The 16,723-nt window shown below is 57.7% G+C and carries 9 protein-coding genes; 5 read left to right on the top strand and 4 right to left on the bottom strand.

Annotated elements, in window-relative coordinates:
• Positions 1-9 precede the first annotated feature (9 nt).
• From ACA060_RS23235 to ACA060_RS23220, 4 genes are read left to right on the top strand one after another with little or no spacing between them, the layout of a single operon-like run.
• Entirely contained in the window at positions 10-1,275 is a 1,266-nt protein-coding gene (locus ACA060_RS23235; protein ID WP_497313461.1) for a hypothetical protein, read from the top strand.
• A gap of 43 nt (positions 1,276-1,318) precedes the next feature.
• Complete coding sequence (locus ACA060_RS23230) at positions 1,319-2,059, top strand: molecular chaperone (protein ID WP_497313459.1); 741 nt, start codon at positions 1,319-1,321, stop codon at positions 2,057-2,059.
• Positions 2,060-2,062: 3 nt separating this feature from the next.
• Positions 2,063-2,563, top strand: coding sequence for a CS1 type fimbrial major subunit (locus ACA060_RS23225; protein ID WP_497313457.1), 501 nt, complete (start codon positions 2,063-2,065; stop codon positions 2,561-2,563).
• An 8-nt stretch (positions 2,564-2,571) separates the two neighbouring features.
• Complete coding sequence (locus ACA060_RS23220) at positions 2,572-3,828, top strand: hypothetical protein (RefSeq protein WP_497313455.1); 1,257 nt, start codon at positions 2,572-2,574, stop codon at positions 3,826-3,828.
• A 56-nt stretch (positions 3,829-3,884) separates the two neighbouring features.
• Here the strand turns inward: ACA060_RS23220 and ACA060_RS23215 are convergent, their stop codons facing one another.
• The 3 genes from ACA060_RS23215 to ACA060_RS23205 all read right to left on the bottom strand — a co-directional run bounded on the left by ACA060_RS23215 (position 3,885) and on the right by ACA060_RS23205 (position 13,013).
• Positions 3,885-8,810, bottom strand: a complete 4,926-nt coding sequence (locus ACA060_RS23215; protein WP_497313453.1) for an NEL-type E3 ubiquitin ligase domain-containing protein — start codon at positions 8,808-8,810, stop codon at positions 3,885-3,887.
• A gap of 301 nt (positions 8,811-9,111) precedes the next feature.
• Positions 9,112-12,228 carry a transglycosylase domain-containing protein gene (locus ACA060_RS23210; protein ID WP_497313451.1) on the bottom strand — a complete coding sequence of 1,039 codons (3,117 nt, stop codon included), beginning with the start codon at positions 12,226-12,228 and terminating at the stop codon, positions 9,112-9,114.
• A 326-nt stretch (positions 12,229-12,554) separates the two neighbouring features.
• Positions 12,555-13,013, bottom strand: a complete 459-nt coding sequence (locus tag ACA060_RS23205; RefSeq protein ID WP_497313449.1) for an REP-associated tyrosine transposase — start codon at positions 13,011-13,013, stop codon at positions 12,555-12,557.
• A gap of 681 nt (positions 13,014-13,694) precedes the next feature.
• Here ACA060_RS23205 and ACA060_RS23200 point away from each other — a divergent pair.
• Positions 13,695-15,116 carry an amino acid permease gene (locus ACA060_RS23200; protein WP_497313447.1) on the top strand — a complete coding sequence of 474 codons (1,422 nt, stop codon included), beginning with the start codon at positions 13,695-13,697 and terminating at the stop codon, positions 15,114-15,116.
• 270 nt (positions 15,117-15,386) lie between these two features.
• On the opposite strand, the gene ACA060_RS23195 is transcribed toward ACA060_RS23200, so the two are convergent.
• Entirely contained in the window at positions 15,387-16,511 is a 1,125-nt protein-coding gene (locus tag ACA060_RS23195; RefSeq protein WP_497313445.1) for an OpgC family protein, read from the bottom strand.
• Positions 16,512-16,723 lie beyond the last annotated feature (212 nt).

Here is a 16,723-nt window from a genome sequence, read left to right as displayed (position 1 = left end):
GTCTGCAAAATGAAGAGCTTATTGACTGCGTCATGGCGAACGGCAAGAACGATTTTCATCGCTGCCTGCCTGGTTGCTACGCCGTTGAAGGCGGGAGCGGTGGTCAAACAGATCACCGCGACTTTCAACCCTGACCCGAGCAACCCGCAGAAAAACGAGTTCAAGAACACGACGCGCAATCAAGGGTTTTGTTGGGATCAACCCGCCATCTGCAATGCTTACGGCATATTCAGTTTGCGCTCTCACGTGAATGTTGGAATCCAAGGCGCTATCCAGCCTAACCACGAGGACGTACGAAAAGGCGCGATGATCAAGACGCCAGCGGCCTGGCGAGCGTTGACGGTGTTGAACCGCGAGACCGGTGAACCCGCTACGGTCGAGGTGCGCATTGCCGGGATGGGCGGTGTTTACAGGCTCAGCGATTCCGTGATGGAGCTGACAGGGGAAACGGAGTATGTCAGGGCGCATACGGCATTGTGGGGACGCGACTGGCGAACAGCGCCTGGGCCGTGCGTGGCCATAGGCTCCACAACCTATTACGGTCACACTGGTTTCCAATTCTTCTGGCTGACCCCTGCAGAAGCGGTGTGTGGCAAGCAGGCCAAATTCCTCATTCCCGGGTTCGGTTATGAGTCTCTGGACTTTACCTACGAACTGCGCACGCCGGATCCGCTGAAGATGTCCTCGGGCGTCTACCTGGGCACGCAGGCTTATTCGATCGGCCCTGGCGGCGACTTCGATCTGGGCGATGTCGTCGCCCCCCAGGACGCCATTATTCAGCTCGACTTCACCCTGACCGTCGAACACACCCTCAAAGTCGAGATTCCCCCAGGTGGCAATCGAATAGAGCTGCTGCCACAAGGCGGCTGGCAAGCCTGGTTGGCGCAGGGACGCAAACCCACGCGCCTGTCCCGCGACCAGACGTTCAATCTCTCAGCCAGTTCGCGGTTCAAGATGAAACTGGAGTGTGAATTCACCCAGGACGGCAAGACCTGTTCGTTACGCGAGCCGGTGTCCGGCCATGTCGTGCCGCTGAACGTCAGCGTCAGTCTGCCTCGCGGTTTGAGCGACGCCAATGGCTTCGCTGTCGAACGGCGCCCCCTGCTGCGTGACGGTAGCGGCACCGAGTTATTTCAACCGGCTTTTTATGTAGAGCGAAGACCGGGAACGCTGCACTTCGAGATTCCTCCCGACGAAGTCGCGGAAATGATACGGCCCGAGCGCCAACGGCAGTACTCCGGGAATGTGACGGTGATCTGGGATTCAGACATCTAGCAGGCCGCCCTTTTCAGCATTCAATTCAACGAGGTTCAGTACGATGAAACACCTGTTGGCACTGTTTGGTTTTTATCTTTTCACGCAAATGGCTCACGCCGCACCGAGCATCAATATCGGGACTGTTTACGACTACCTGGATAGCGACAAGAGTACTTACTTGAAACGCGTGTTCAATGGCGGCGACAGCACGGCCTTCGTCAAGGTCAACATCCTTGAAATCCTGTATGACTCCGATGGCACCTCGCGCGAAGTTCCGCTCAAGACCCAGGCCGACGGCAATGCCCGGGATGGCTTGATGGCCAGTCCGGCGCGGCTGATTGTGCCGGCCAATGGCATGCAGGGCACACGGTTGCTGTACATGGGCGAACGCGACAGAGAGCGGTATTTCAGGGTGCGTTTCGTGCCGGTCGTACCGGAGAAGGAAGACGAATTCGCCGTCTCCAGCGAAGAGCGCGAAGACTACAAAAAGTCCTTGTCCGCCGGGGTCACCGTGCTGGCAGGTTACGGCGCGGTGTTTTTCGTGCGGCCCAAAGAAACGCGTTTCGACAGCGCAATCGAGAACGAGGCGGGCAACTACCGGATCCGCAACAACGGCAACACCGTGGTGGTGATCGACGAGTTCAAGGATTGCTCGGTCAAGAACGAGCAGGACTGCCAACCGACGACCAAGCATCACATTCTGGCCGGCCGCACGTTTCAGTTCGACAAGCAGGCCGGTCGCGAATATCGCTTTACCCTGATTGAAGGTGAAAGCAGCAAAAAACTGGACGTGAAGGGATAACCCATGAGCAAGAAGCTGATCCAGGTTTTTTTGTCGGCCGTGGTGATGGGGTCGAGCGCTGGTGCCTTCGCCGCCAGGGAAGTGCACACCTTCGAAGTGTTCGTGACGATTCCGACCCAGGCGTTTTATGTCATTCCATCAGACGCTGGCTGGATCCACCGTGAGCAGCAACTGCCGTGGAATCTGAGGTCGTCGACATTGGGTGGCTTGCGCAAATATTTCGACGTGAAAAACGAAGCGGGCTCGATCGAGGCGCGGCTTGATGGTCGTCCCTATCTGTCCAACGGCACCGACGCCCATGACATTGCCTTGCGAGTGCTGTTCAACGGCAAGCTGTTAAGCGAGCACGAAAACAGCGAAGTGGTTTCGCTGACCGAGGCAGCACCCGGAAAACGCGTGTTGCTGGAAATCATCCCGATGCCGCCTACCGATGGGGTTTACAAGCCTGGCAGTTACTTTGGCAGCGTCAACATGATCTTCAATGCGATTCTTCCGGGGGCTTGAGAGAGGCGATGAACATCCTGAGCACTGAAAAAATTCCGAGTCGGTTGGCTTGGGCCATTGTGGCGTTCGGATGGAGCATTGAGCCGGCGATGTCGACGTCAATGGACATTACGGCGCTATTTCGGCCTGATCCATCGAAGCCTGCAGACAACAAATTCATCAACCAAACGCCAAGCAGTGGTTATTGCGCGTCGTATCCTTCCGAGTGCAAGAACCAGAACATGTTCAGCATTCGGCTACCACTGAAATTCGAGTCAGTCAGGCCCATGCTGCCTGATGCCGAGCCACGTAATAATTCAATGTTCAGAGTCCCGGCTCAATGGCGGTCCCTGTCCGTGAAGAATGAAGCTACGGGGGAGTTGGAGCAGGTCGAGGTACGCATTGCCGGTATGGGGTCTCAATATAAGCTCAGTGAGACGACCATCAGCCTGACAGGTGCCTCGAACTGGCTCGAAGGGCATCAGACCTTATGGGGCTCAAGTTGGGTCTACTCACCGCCCCCCTGCGAATACAGTGGTGTCGGCTCCTACGACCCCTGGAGCTATACCTTTTTCTGGAAAACGCCTGTTGAAGGCGTTTGTGTCAAATCGACCCGATATCCAATACCGGCAATGACTTACAACTATGTAGATTTTGCTTACGAGCTTCGTACGCCGAACCCGTTGAAAATGTCATCCGGGCTTTATACGGGGACCATGAGCTATCGCGTCGGGCCCGGTGGCGACTTCGACATGGGTGATGTGATGTTGCCGGACGATAACCTGATCACGCTCAACTTCGCTTTGAATGTCGAGCACACCTTGAAAGTGGAAATCCCTCCCGGTGGCGATCGTGTGGAACTGGCCCCGCCGGGTGGCTGGCAAGCCTGGCTGACCCAAGGGCGCAAACCGACCCGGTTGTTTCGTGATCAGACGTTCAACATCTCGTCATCGACCCGCTTCAAGATGCATCTGGAGTGTGACATTCCGGGATTGTTCGATTGCATGATTCGCGACCCCGTTTCGCAACGCGCGGCGGTGGTGCAACTCAGCGTCAGCTTGCCGAACGGCTTGACGGATACCAACGGGCAACCGGTCAAGCGTCGTCCGTTGCATGTCGGGCACGTGAATGCACAAGAATTCAAACCCAGTTTTTACCTGGATCGTGCGCCGGGCATCCTGCATTTCGAGATTGCACCTTATTACGTGAACTACATGTTGAAGCCGGGCGAGGCCTCCAAATATTCCGGGAACTTCACCGTGGTTTGGGATTCGGAAATCGGATAAGCGCGTAGCGCGTAGCATGCCCTGAAGGCGTTTGTTTGCCTTCAGGGCACTGGCGGTTACCCGGCGTTGAGCAGCGCCTGTCGGGTCAACCGTCTGCTCAGTTGTTTTTCCTCGTAGCCGATGTCGTTCAGCAATCCGCCGTAGACCTCGTCGGTCATTTCTTCATCGGTGAGCACACGGTTTACCTGGACGTTCAGTTGATTGGCAAGGTCCAGCAGTCGCTTCTTGATCGCCTGTCTTTGCGCAATCACCCGTCCTTTGGCGTTCGCCCAGGAACGCTGGGCCTCGCGCAATTCATCCAATTGATCGGTTCTGATTTCATACGTCCGGGCATTGCGCCTGAACTCCGCGGGATACGTGTCATGCAGGTATTTTTCCCAGAACGACTGCTCGATCATGTGATTGATCAAACCGTCACCGGCTTCCATCGACATCACGGTATCGAAGGCTGTATCGAGTGTTTTGGCACTCACGCCGGCAATGGGTCGATAGAGCATGGTCTCTGATTGCCAGGGTAAACCGAGTCGCTGGGCTAGGCCGGTCTCGTAAGCGAGGAACACTTCGACTTCATCGGGATGACCTTTTCGGCTGGCGAAATCCGCCCGGGCGATGTCATCCACCCGTTCGAGACGCGCGGCGCCTTTTGCCAGGGCCACCAATCTGCTTTCCAGGATCGCGGCCGAAGTCGACTGGGCATACGCCTCGCTGACCAAGACTTTGATGCCCATGTTGTTGAAGACCTGAGCACCGGCGTCAGCGCACGTGGTCGGTGCGGTTGCCATTTCAAACAACTCTTTGCGCAGTGCCGTGTCCAGGTCGATGGCCTCGATCATTCGCCATACGCGATCACTCAGCTGCTTGCGTCGATCGCCACCGGCGCGGTAGTCGGCAGACTCTGTCTGCTTCTGGATCAAGCTGAAGAACCCTCGGGAGTGTGGTTCTGTCACCAGGTCGTGCCAGGCTTCTACCCTGAAGATGCCCACGCCGGCGGCCTTGTCGCTCCACCATTGGGAATCGTCGGACATGGGCCACTGATTGATCGCATGCTCCGCAACGGCCGAATAAGGGCGATCAGGGCTGATGCCCACTGATCTTCGGTAGTCTTTGTAAACAATCAGATTGGCGTCCGAAAGGTCTGTCGGAAACAGTCGCGTACGGGCCACGAGGCGCGCGGCCTCCGAACCGGGAACGACCAAGGGGATGTCGCGTAACGGGTTTTGCATCAGGTCCAGATAAAACCCGCGCGGGCGGCGCCTTGCGAACAGGCCTTCAGGCCAGGCGGTTGCGCCGGTGTTGCTCAAACTCAGAATCTTCAGTTTCGGCATGCGTTCGACGTTCGGCAGCAGACCCAACTGCGGGTTGTCATCGAGCCTGAGCGTTTCCATATGGGTCAAATGCCGCAATTGCTCGACGGCCGACCGGGTCAAGCGGAGCTGGTTGTTCATCAAGCGCAGCGTGCGAAGAAAATGCATTTTGCCAATCGTTACCGGCAGTTCCTTCAGCTCACAGCCCTTGGCGCTCAGTTGCCGAAGTCCGGTGAAGTCTTCCAGCAGCCCCGTGGAGGTTGTGGAAAAGGCAGTACGGTCCAGATTTAGCGTGCTGACCTGGTCGAGGTAGTACTTCAGATCCGGCAGTTTGCTCCACCACAACTCAAGGTCAATCGTGTTGAATTCCATCGACAGGTCCAGCACATACCCGCCTTCCAGCGTCTCACTGCGATCACCAAAGGCCCTCGACTTTCTTTGAAAGCACTCGATGAGTCGCTCGCTGATATGTAGCCCGCCACCTCTCGCGAACCCTTCTCTGTCCGGACCCCAGGCATCCGGTTGCTGATTCCGCCATTTATTGAGCTTCACTTGAAGTTCATAGAGTTCGCGGTCAAGCCGATCGAGGGTCTTGCGCGCCTGAGTTTCTTCGCCTAGCGATCGAACAAACGTGCTGACCTCGCGCTCGTTCAAATGTGGGTAAGTTCCCTGCACCCGTTCCGCCAGGGTAGCCCTTTGTATGGAAAAGCCCGGGCCACGCAACAGCAGCAGGGTGTCCGGGTCGCCGATCGGGCGAATCGGTGGCTGCGCCAACGCGATCCGGCGCTCGGCGGGGGCTTCGGTTTTGACCAGCACCCATTGCCTGAACGAGGCTCCCTGGCCGGGGCGATATCCCAGTTGCAGGCGTTTGCCGGCCGGCAGCGCGTTGAGCACCGATTCGTAGAAGTCGTCGGCTTCGTGCAATTTGTGGTTGTCGGCGTCCCACACTTCGTACCGTGCCCCGTCATCCTTGATCAAAACCCGGATGACCGAAGCGTCTTCTGCTCCCACGCTGCACCGCAAGGGCCCGATGTCGGTGCCCTGACGAACGTCGATACGCAAATCGCCGAACGCGTCGGTGTGAATCCTGAGCGCGTTCAGCACCAATCGCTCGGTCTCTGGTATCCAGCGCGCATCATCGGTGAAACCTTCATAGGCATGGTTGGCCCGGGTTTCGAAGGCCGCTTCACGTGCCTGGTTTTTCAGGTTCAGCGGCAGGCGTTTGTCCTGTGTCATGCGTTCGAGCTCAGCGCCGTTGGCACTGTTGAGCAGTACGGTTGCCGCGCGGGTCGGCAACGCTGGAGCCACCTCGCGCAGCTGTTGAACCTGCGGGTTGGCGCTCGCTTGTGCGGCTTGATAGCGCTGATTGAAGATATCGGGTCTGAGGCGGTCTGCCTCGTCAGCCAATTGATTGCGCAGCGCCTGAAGCTGTTCTTCCCGGGCGACACCCGGGCCGAGCAGCGCTTGAAGTTCGTCTTCGCTCAGAAACTCGGTGAGCTGCTTTGGCAGGTCACCCTGCATGAGACGGGACAGACTGGTGGCGAGCGTCTGTTCGTCGCTCGCCCAGGCATTTCCGTAGGTGCGAAAGCGGCCCCTCAGGTCGGCGTTTTCGTAGACTCTCAGGGCTTTTTCCGAGGGCCAGCCTTCAAGGTAAGTCGCCAGCGGTTCGAACCAGTAAGAAGCGGGATCGATAGGCCGTCCGGAGCGGATGTCATGAATCGTCTGCTCGGTTTGCTGCTGAATGTCTGCGCGATCAAGGCCGTCGGCAAGCAACGGGGGCGGGGCGGTGTTTTCGACGTACATTTGGCGTAATGCAGCCGCTTCGGTGCCGCTGGCAATGCGAATTTGCTCCAGCTGCGCATCATTGAAACCGTCGACGCGGTAACCGAGACGCCGCATCAGTGTCGGGTGGTCCCAGTCTCGCGGGCTTTCCGCTTCATGTGTCCAGGCGCCGAAACCGTTGTGTTTCACCTCGGGTAAATAGGCCTCGCCACGATGGGGGTGTTTGACACGATAGTTGCCCGTTTTCGGGTCTTTTTGCACGGCGTAATGTTTTTTCTCCAGCGGCAGAATCTGCTGACCTTCATGAGTATGCAAACCCGATTCGTCAGGCCTGGAATCGGCTGGCAACTCGACGTTCGGGTGCTCGTAGGGCTTGAGGTCGGGATGCCACAAGCGTTGCTGGCCATTGGGCAGCTCCACCGGTTTCATGCCTTCGAACAACGGTGAAAGTTTCAAGCGAGCGATCTCGCCAATCTTCACGCCGGCAGCAAACGCCGCCAATTGAATAGCATCCGTCACCACGCCGACGATATGCTCAGCGGCTTCTGTCCACAGCCCCAACGTCATGTCGACGATGCCTTCGATGACATCGCTGGCGATCTGATAGGCGGTGTAGGCCATCATCAATTCCCCCAACCCCGGCACGAACGGTGTGATGACCATCAGGGCGACGTTGAAGATGTCCGAGACTATTTTCTTGAAGTTCTCCCACCAGGCCCATCGGGCATCGCGATCGGTGTCGGCGGTGGACACGGCAATGTGTCGGGCGTCATTGAGGATCTTGTTCAGCTTCTGCTCAAAGCGGTATTCCCAGAATTCGCCGCGGATCGGTGTGGCGCTGAAACGAAGACTGGGTGGGTCGACCGGGACTTCTCGCCAGCTGGGTCCTGGATCCAGCGGATCTTTCTGATGCCATTTCACCTCGAACAGTCGCTGTTGCAGCCCGCCGAAAAAATGCCCTCGTTCTGACTGATCGACGAACCGGCTGAAGTATTGGCGATAAGTCATGCCAGCGGACGAGATGACCTGGTTGTCACGCAGCTGGCGAGTCAGTTCATTCATGAAGGCAACAGTGGACGGATACTCTTTCAGCGGATGTTCAGGGTCTTGCGGGACATACGCGAATATCGGTACGGCTTCACGCTCTCGCTCGCCCTTGTGCTCGCGATACAGCTGCGGCGTAATCAACACGATCCCGGCCAGTCGGCTATCCAGAACGGACAATTCAGCGAAATGCATCACCCGGCCTTTGCGAGTGAGGTTGCGCTGACCATCGAGCATCTTCAGAATCAGATCGCTCGCCTGGGCATCAATGTCGCCGGTCATCAGCGCTAATTGAACGGCTGCCTTGAAGGCCGCTTTCTCGCTCTCGATGATTTTGAGTTGCAAAAAACGCTTCGCGACGGCATCGCGAGGCAGCAAGCGGTCTTCAAGATAACGGGCATAACGCGCGCCGATGTCCAGCTTGCGACACAGGGTCTGGAACTCGGCGATGGACATTTTGCGTTTGACCGGCAAAACGTCGAAGTGACCGCGCTCATCGGGCTGACTGATGAAGTCGGAATCTGCCTCACAGGTTTCGGTCCGTGCGAAGTTGTGTAGGGCGGCGTTCAGCAGTGAGACGGTTCGGGTGACGACGCCGCCGGAAATGTCGATGGCATACCAGGGGCGCTCTTTGGGTAAATAAAGATGTAAACAAGTTGTTCTTACATCGACATCGACGCCGTACTGTTTCTTCAATGCCTCGGTGAGTAAGGGTTCGGCAAAGTCATCAACGTTTTGTAACGCTTCAATAAACCGATCCACCTTGTTCTGAGCGGACCAGAGTTCGAGGTTGGCTTCTTGTAACAGCGTGTGATCGTATGTGTTAGCCGTCTTTAACCATTGTCCGGACATTACTTCCGTGAGGCCCAACTCCCGCGCCCTTCGCAATGAGGCGTCCTTGAACGTTGGGTGAATTCGACGGTTGATGAAATCGTAGTGACGGCCCTTATTGTCGTCTGTCACCGACGGGTGAACAGCTTTACGTCCTTGTAAATCTGACATTGTTTTTATAAGCCTTGAGCAGTGATAGAAGACAACAGCCTATCTTTCATCGCTCAAAGTAAAAGTCTGAATTATTGCTGTCAGGTTCCTGTGGACAGTGCCGAAAGCATTTGAATTATCCATGCCGAAAATAATTAATTACCACCCGCGATCAGCGCCGTGCGACCTCAACCGGCAGGCATCCGGTGTGACCTCCCGGTTGCAGGTACGGTGTCAGAATCGGCGCCATGCCTTTAAGCACTTGCACCGGCAATGCCGAGGTGAATTTAAAGGCTTCGGCCGTGCGCCCCGGTACAAACGCAGTCAAGGTGCCGAAGTGGTTGTCGCCGATGAAGAACACAAAGGTCGCCGTGCGGTTGATCGACTTCGAACTCAGGATCCGCCCACCGGACCCGATGGCTTCGATGCGGTTATCGCCGGTTCCGGTCTTGCCGCCCATGGCCAAGGGTTCGCCATCGGGCGTGATGAAACTGCCGGAAACACGTTTGGCCGTACCGGCATCCACCACTTGCGACAAGGCCTCGCGCATGGCCGTGGCGACTTCAGACGGCATCACCCGTTTACCAGCGTCCGGATCGTTGATCAGTTTGGTTTCGTATGGCGTATTGGCCGCGAAATGCAGGGTGTCGATGCGCAATGTGGGCATGCGCACACCGTCGTTGAGGATGGTGCCGATCAACTCGCCCAAGGCTGCCGGACGGTCGCCGGAGCTGCCGATGGCGGTGGCCAGCGACGGCACCAGGTGGTCGAACGGGTAACCGACTTTCTGCCAGCGCTGATGAATGTCGAGGAAGGCTTCGATCTCCAGCATGGTGCGGATACGGCTGTCGCGGGCGCCCTTGTGACGACTCTTGAATAGCCAGCTGTAGACCTCCTGACGCTCGAACTGGCTGGCTTTGACGATCTGGCTCCACTTGGCATCCGGGTTGTTCAGCAGGTAGCCCATGAGCCACAGGTCCAGCGGGTGAACCTTGGCGATGAAGCCCTGATCCGGCAGGTCGTAGGCGCCGGGGCTGTAATTCTCGTAGAGCCGTTGCAGGCGTTCGTCGGTGAGTTTTTCGGTGAGCTTGGCGCCTTTGAGGTGCGCACGCACGAAGGCATTGAAGCTTTCCTGACTGGCCTGCGGCAGCAGATAACGGTGCACGGCCGCCATGCGAATCGGCGTTGGGCGCATGCTGTCGAGGAAGGTGTCGAGCCGCGCCTGGGTGTCCTTGTTTTTGTATTTTTTCCAGAACTTCAACAGGAACGAGGTGCCTTCGCGGTCGGCGAAACTGGCCAGGTATTCCTGACGCCGTGGGTCGCGATCATCCTTGAGCAATTCGGCGCTGTTGTTGGGGCCTGAATACGTGGTGTAGCGCACCACGTCACGCATCAGTCGAATGAAGGGCAGGTTGATCGACTCACGCAACGCATCGCGCAAGGTCGGAATGCGGCCGTTGTCTTCCTTGCGGAAGTTGACGAAGGTGTGCAACCCGCCGCCGGTGAAAAAAGCTTCGCCGGGGCTGGCCGAGTATTTACGATCCAGCGCGGCGCCGAGCATGGCTGACAGATTGCGGTCCTTGTTCTGGATCAGGTAATCAACGGCCCAGCGGCTCAGGCGATCCTGATCCGGGATGTCGACTTTCTTCAGTTCCGGGATGGTCATCGTGGCGTATTTATCGTGCAGCTCGGCCATGATTTGCAGGTAGGTGGTGAGCACGCGCATTTTCGCGGTCGAGCCCAGTTCCAGCTTGCTGCCTTCATTGATGTCGAACGGCTGGTCGGTGCTGTCGGTCTGTACCCGCACGCGTGCGCCGTCCGGTGTCAGCTCGAACAACGTAAAGCTGTAGCGCACCTGGGTGGTGCTGGTGGGGGTGAGCAAGCGTTCGCCCATCAGGCCGATTTGTGTCGCAAACACTGGGTCGGCCAGATGCTTGAGGTATTCGGTGGCCTGGGTCTGCAAATCGCCTTGCAGGGTGCTGGTGGCCGACAGGTCGAGGCGGTCGAGGTCGTACAGCGGACGGTTGAGCAACCCGCCCAGACGGCTGCGCGCCACGCTGATGCCTTTGTTGGTTTCAATTGGCTGAATGGTCGGCTGGGTCTGCCAGTCGCGGTAGGTCACCTGGCTGGCCAGGGCGGCTGCGGCGAAGGGCGCATCGATCACGCCATTGGCTGCCAGCAGGCGAATGTGGCTGTCGGTGAGATCCGCCAGTTCATCGTGACCCTTGGTCAGGTAGTAAGACGGGCGGCGCTGGGCGATCATCAGCGAGAGCATTTCACGCAGGGCCAGGCCTTTTTCGGCCATGCTCTTGGGGTCCGTGTCGGTGCTGGCCAGCCGTTCGTTGGCCTTGTTGAAGTCGGCGCCGTACCAGACGCGCAACCCTTCGGCCATGCCATGCACTTCACCGTGGCCCGGTACTGCCGACAGCGGCACGCTGTTGAGGTAGTCGCGAACCACGTTTTGCCGGGCCTGCAAGGTTTCCGGGCCCGCCTGATAAGCCCGCACGGTGGCGGAAATCATCTGCCGGATCTTTTCCGGGCCCGACGCCGTCAGGCCATCGGGCGAGTGCCGATACTTTTCAAGTTGCGTCGCCAGCGTACTGCCGCCCGCCGACTGGCCCGGCAGGTGAATCAGCTTGGCAACCTGGGACCAGATCGCCATGCCGAACCGCGGCCAGTCCACGGCGGGGTTGGCCAAGGGTTGCTTGGGGTCGAGCAAAAAGCGGTTCTCGATAAACAACAGGCTGCTGACTACCACAGGCGGAATCGACTCAAAGCTTGAATACAACTGTTGTGGGTATTTGTACTGGTACAGCGGTGCCGCACGGCAATCGGTAATTGACAGGCCAGCCTGTATTTTCTCCGCGTAGGGCACGAAAAAGCCGTTGTCGGTGTAGTCCATCAGCTTTTGGGAAAAACGGGTTTGTGACGCAATGACGTAGTCACGCTTGAGCAACCGCGGCAGAAACTCGTCCAGCGAGCTGTAACCCAGACGTAAGTCGAACGGGCCTGCGCCCGGATAGCGAATCGCGTCGCTGGGACCGGGTTTCATTTCATAACTCAGGGAGGCGGCGAATTTGCTGGCCTCGCGGGATTGAAACTTCGAGGTGCGCATTTCCTTGGCAGCGGCAAGCCCCAGGACAATCAGGATAATCACCAGCAACAACCAGAACGCCCCCCATCCGTGCGTCACTCGACTGCGAGGGGGTTTTTCAGGTAAAGGCGCTTCATCCACACGTTCAGTCGGAACCACAGTTTTACTCGAATCGGTTTGCCATAAAGCGCCCATAGTCGATTGATCCATTCACGCAGATTGATCGGACTTGTCTGAAGCTTAGTCGGTGGTTGGCGATGGTGAAAAAATTGTGGATACACAAATTTCGAATTCTCACCGTCAAGTGCTTGTGGAAAGGAGCTTTTGGGGGGGATTTATGCGATGAGAGGATTGGTGAGGAATTTATGTGGCGAGGGGATTTATCCCCGTTGGAGTGCGAAGCGCTCCCCTGTGTCCTTTCAGTAACTCCGCATCGACAGGTTTACGGCTGCTGCGCAACCGAACGGGGATAAATCCCCTCGCCACATAGTCCCTTCACCACAGGGCGTTCGGTAGTGCCGTTACAACCAGCATGCATCCCAGAGGGGGTAATCGCCAATTTTGTCTACGAGCCCTGCTCTCAAAGGGTTGGCAACGATGTAACGAGCAAACGGCAGAAGCTCTTCGCCATCACGAATAGTCCGGTCGTGATAGCCGATTTGCGACAAAGAGCTATTTCGGCCGGTCGTTTGGTTTACTGCCTGGGCGCATCTTGCTTTGGTAGCACCAATGACATTCCCCAAGTTGCCTTCTTGCAATTGCATCAGCCAATGAAAGTGATCGGGCATAACCACCCAGGCGATTGAATTCACTAACCTGGAGTCGTGTGCCCGTCGCATTTCTGCGACAAGCAGGCGGCCTAATTTCCAGTCAGAAAAAACGGGTCGGCGATCATGGATGACTGCGGTGATGAGATAGGCGCGACCGGTTTCGGAGTAACGACCCAAGCGCAGGCGATGAGAGTTTGGTTGAGTAGGCAATCCATTGCTTCCGTGCATGAAAGTTAAGTGAGGTTTTCAGGCTAGTAGGCAGTGATCTGTATCGACGCTGAGACTGTTGAGCGAAATTTCTGATTCTTTTGCAGGACTCACCAAAGTGATTGGCAGAACCTCTGGGATGAGGGAGCTGTTGTGGTGAGGGGATTTATCCCCGTTGGAGTGCGAAGCGCTCCCCTGCGATTTCAGCCACACCGCATCCGCAGATTTTACGACTGCTGCGCAGCCGAACGGGGATAAATCCCCTCACCACATAAATCCCCCCCTTCACAGGCAGCGGTTCTCATCACATTGAGGCATTCAGGTCTGGAATGCTTGAGCCAGACACGTCGAGCAGTAAATTAGCCCCAGGCAGGGGCATGACGATGCACCAATGCTGTGCAATACTCGGCGGCGCTTCAGCTGGTGAATAATCCTACAGATGCCAGGTAATGCCCCTCCGCAAACCGGGCTTTTCCCGAGAGTTCTGCCTGAATGTTGGGGTTTATAGAGTGAAAAACCCTTTGCGAAGCTTTTTATACTGCACGCCCCGCTGATCTTGCAGGTGTTGTCCTGCAAGACGGGTTTGCTCACGAAGCAGGCCCGGTTTCTCAGAAGCAATGGCTTACCGGTCAGCGCTTTGTTACTCGGTGGTCATATCCAATAACAAGACGAGGTTGTACCCCTATGCCAGTCGGCAATCACCTGCCTCACGGCGAGACCGCTCAGGGCGGCCCGCTTAAACGCGAACTCGGCGAACGGCATATTCGCTTGATGGCGCTCGGTGCCTGTATCGGCGTCGGCCTGTTCCTCGGTTCGGCCAAGGCCATCGAGATGGCCGGTCCCGCGATCATGCTGTCCTACATCATCGGCGGTCTGGCGATCCTGGTGATCATGCGTGCCCTCGGCGAAATGGCCGTGCACAACCCGGTTGCCGGCTCCTTCAGCCGTTATGCCCAAGATTACCTTGGCCCCTTGGCGGGCTTCCTGACCGGCTGGAATTACTGGTTCCTGTGGCTGGTGACCTGCGTCGCGGAAATCACCGCGGTGGCGGTGTACATGGGCGTCTGGTTCCCCGATGTGCCGCGCTGGATCTGGGCACTCGCCGCGCTGATCAGCATGGGTTCGATCAACCTGATTGCCGTAAAAGCCTTCGGTGAATTCGAGTTCTGGTTCGCCCTGATCAAGATCGTCACCATCATTGCGATGGTGGTCGGCGGCATCGGTGTAATTGCGTTCGGCTTCGGCAACGACGGCGTAGCGCTGGGGATCTCCAATCTCTGGGCTCACGGCGGCTTCATGCCCAACGGCGTGCAAGGCGTGTTGATGTCCCTGCAAATGGTGATGTTCGCCTACCTCGGCGTCGAGATGATCGGCCTGACCGCCGGTGAAGCGAAGAACCCGCAGAAGACCATTCCCAATGCGATCGGCTCGGTGTTCTGGCGGATTCTGCTGTTCTACGTCGGCGCGTTGTTCGTGATCCTGTCGATCTACCCGTGGAACGAAATCGGCACTCAGGGCAGCCCGTTTGTGATGACCTTCGAGCGTCTGGGCATCAAGACCGCCGCCGGCATCATCAACTTCGTAGTGATCACCGCGGCGCTGTCGTCCTGCAACGGCGGTATCTTCAGCACCGGGCGCATGCTCTACAGCCTGGCGCAGAATGGCCAGGCCCCGGCCGGTTTTGCCACGACCTCGAACAACGGCGTGCCACGTCGGGCGCTGCTGTTGTCGATCTTCGTGCTGTTGCTGGGTGTGCTGCTCAACTACATGGTCCCGGAAAAAGTCTTCGTCTGGGTGACGGCGATTGCCACCTTCGGCGCGATCTGGACCTGGGTGATGATCCTGCTGGCCCAGCTCAAGTTCCGCCAAGGCCTGAGTGCCAGCGAACGTGCCGGCCTGAAGTACAAGATGTGGCTGTACCCGGTCAGCTCGTACCTGGCGCTGACGTTTTTGGTGCTGGTGGTCGGCCTGATGGCCTACTTCCCGGAAACCCGCGTGGCGCTGTATGTCGGCCCGGCATTCCTGGTGCTGCTGACGGTGTTGTTCTACGTGTTCAAGCTGCAACCGACCAACGTGTCGCAAGGGGCGGTGAGTTCGGCTTCGTAAGTCGTAACGCCTGAAACGCAAAAGCCCCGGTCCATTGGCCGGGGCTTTTTATTGGCTGACGAAATCCCTGTGGCGAGGGGGCTTGTGTGGCTATGTGGTTTCTGTGGTGAGGGGATTTATCCCCGTTCGGCTGCGCAGCAGTCGTAAAACCATAGCACTCGGTATACCTGACACATCGCGATTGCTGGTTTTGGGGCGGCTGCGCCACCCAACGGGGATAAATCCCCTCGCCACAAAAGCTCCCTCGCAACAATGTTTACTTTGCCGATGTCACGCGGTGGTGACTTGAACCGACCGATTCAGACGCTTATTGAAATCCAGCCAAACCCCCAACAACCCCATCAACCCCGCCCCCACCAACGCGGTGAAGATTTGCATGGCAAACGCATCGTCGGTCAGGGCGTTGACCATGTCCGCCAACGGCGCCAACAACACCCCGAGGCAGAACACTTCCAGCGAATAACGCCCCATGCGACTGCATTGCTGCGCCAGCCAGTTCTGCGTCCAGCCAGTGTCCGGCAACAGTTTCGCCGTGACGTACGCCAGCGCCAGAAAGTGCAGGAGTCGGACCGGCGACAGGTCGGTCTTGCTGATCGGGTACAACAGGTTGCTCAGGCTGGTCGGTACCACCGCATCATGCAGTTGCGGCCATCGCCACAATACGGTCAGTACACCGGCAACGCCTGCGTATAACGCCGCACTCACAAACAATGGCTGGCGCAGCAATGAGCGCCTGTCGGGCAAGCGTGGGCGCTGCGCGTGAATCGCAGCGGCACCGCCGAGTACGAACAACAGTTGCCAGGCGACGGGGTTGAAGTACCACACGCCGTCCTTGATGGCGGCCAGATTCCAGCCGAACAACGGCACCGTCAGGTACACCGCAAACGACATCGCCACCACCACCCATGGTTTGCGCACGAATATCGGCAGCACCAGCGGCAAACCTGCCAGCAGTACGATGTAGAGCGGCAGCGGGTCCATCAGGTTCGGTTTGAAGCGCAGCAGCAACTCATCGATCAAGGCTTGCTGCGGGTTGCTGATGAAGTGGTGCATGCCCATTTCCTCGACCAGGTCGCGGGTCTCCACATGGCTGTTGGCGAAGAACACGATGCCCATCAGCATCGCCAGCAGGAAAATATGCACCACATACAGCACCCAGGCGCGGCGCAGGATTTTCACGCAGGCAATCAAGTAACCGTCGCGCGCAAGGATCTTGCCGTAGGCCAGGACCGCCGCGTAACCGGCGAGAAAAACGAAGACTTCCGCGGCATCGCTGAAACCGAAATTACGCAGGGTGATCTGGCCCAGCGGGTTGTGGGGCACGTGATCCCAGAAAATGAAGATCAGCGCCAGGCCACGGAAAAAGTCGATCCGGTGATCGCGTTCAGTCGTCATGGCTGCGGGCTCTTGAACGGGTTTTGAAGTAGGAGCGGCCGGCACCACAAAAGGTTGCGCGCCGCACATTGGCGGCGCGCAGGGTGCAGGGATTCGCCGCCATTTGCAAAGTGCGGGTATTACGGAATGTCTCTGTGCATCGCCGAGGTGACCACCGCCTGTCTAAAAGCCGCGCAGGTCCGTGATCTCTGGCTACCGTCGGGTTCAAAGCT

It is taken from the genome of Pseudomonas sp. LBUM1671 (assembly GCF_059695685.1).
The sequence above is the reverse complement of the archived record's forward strand: the minus strand, read 5'-3'. Positions and strand labels throughout refer to the sequence as shown.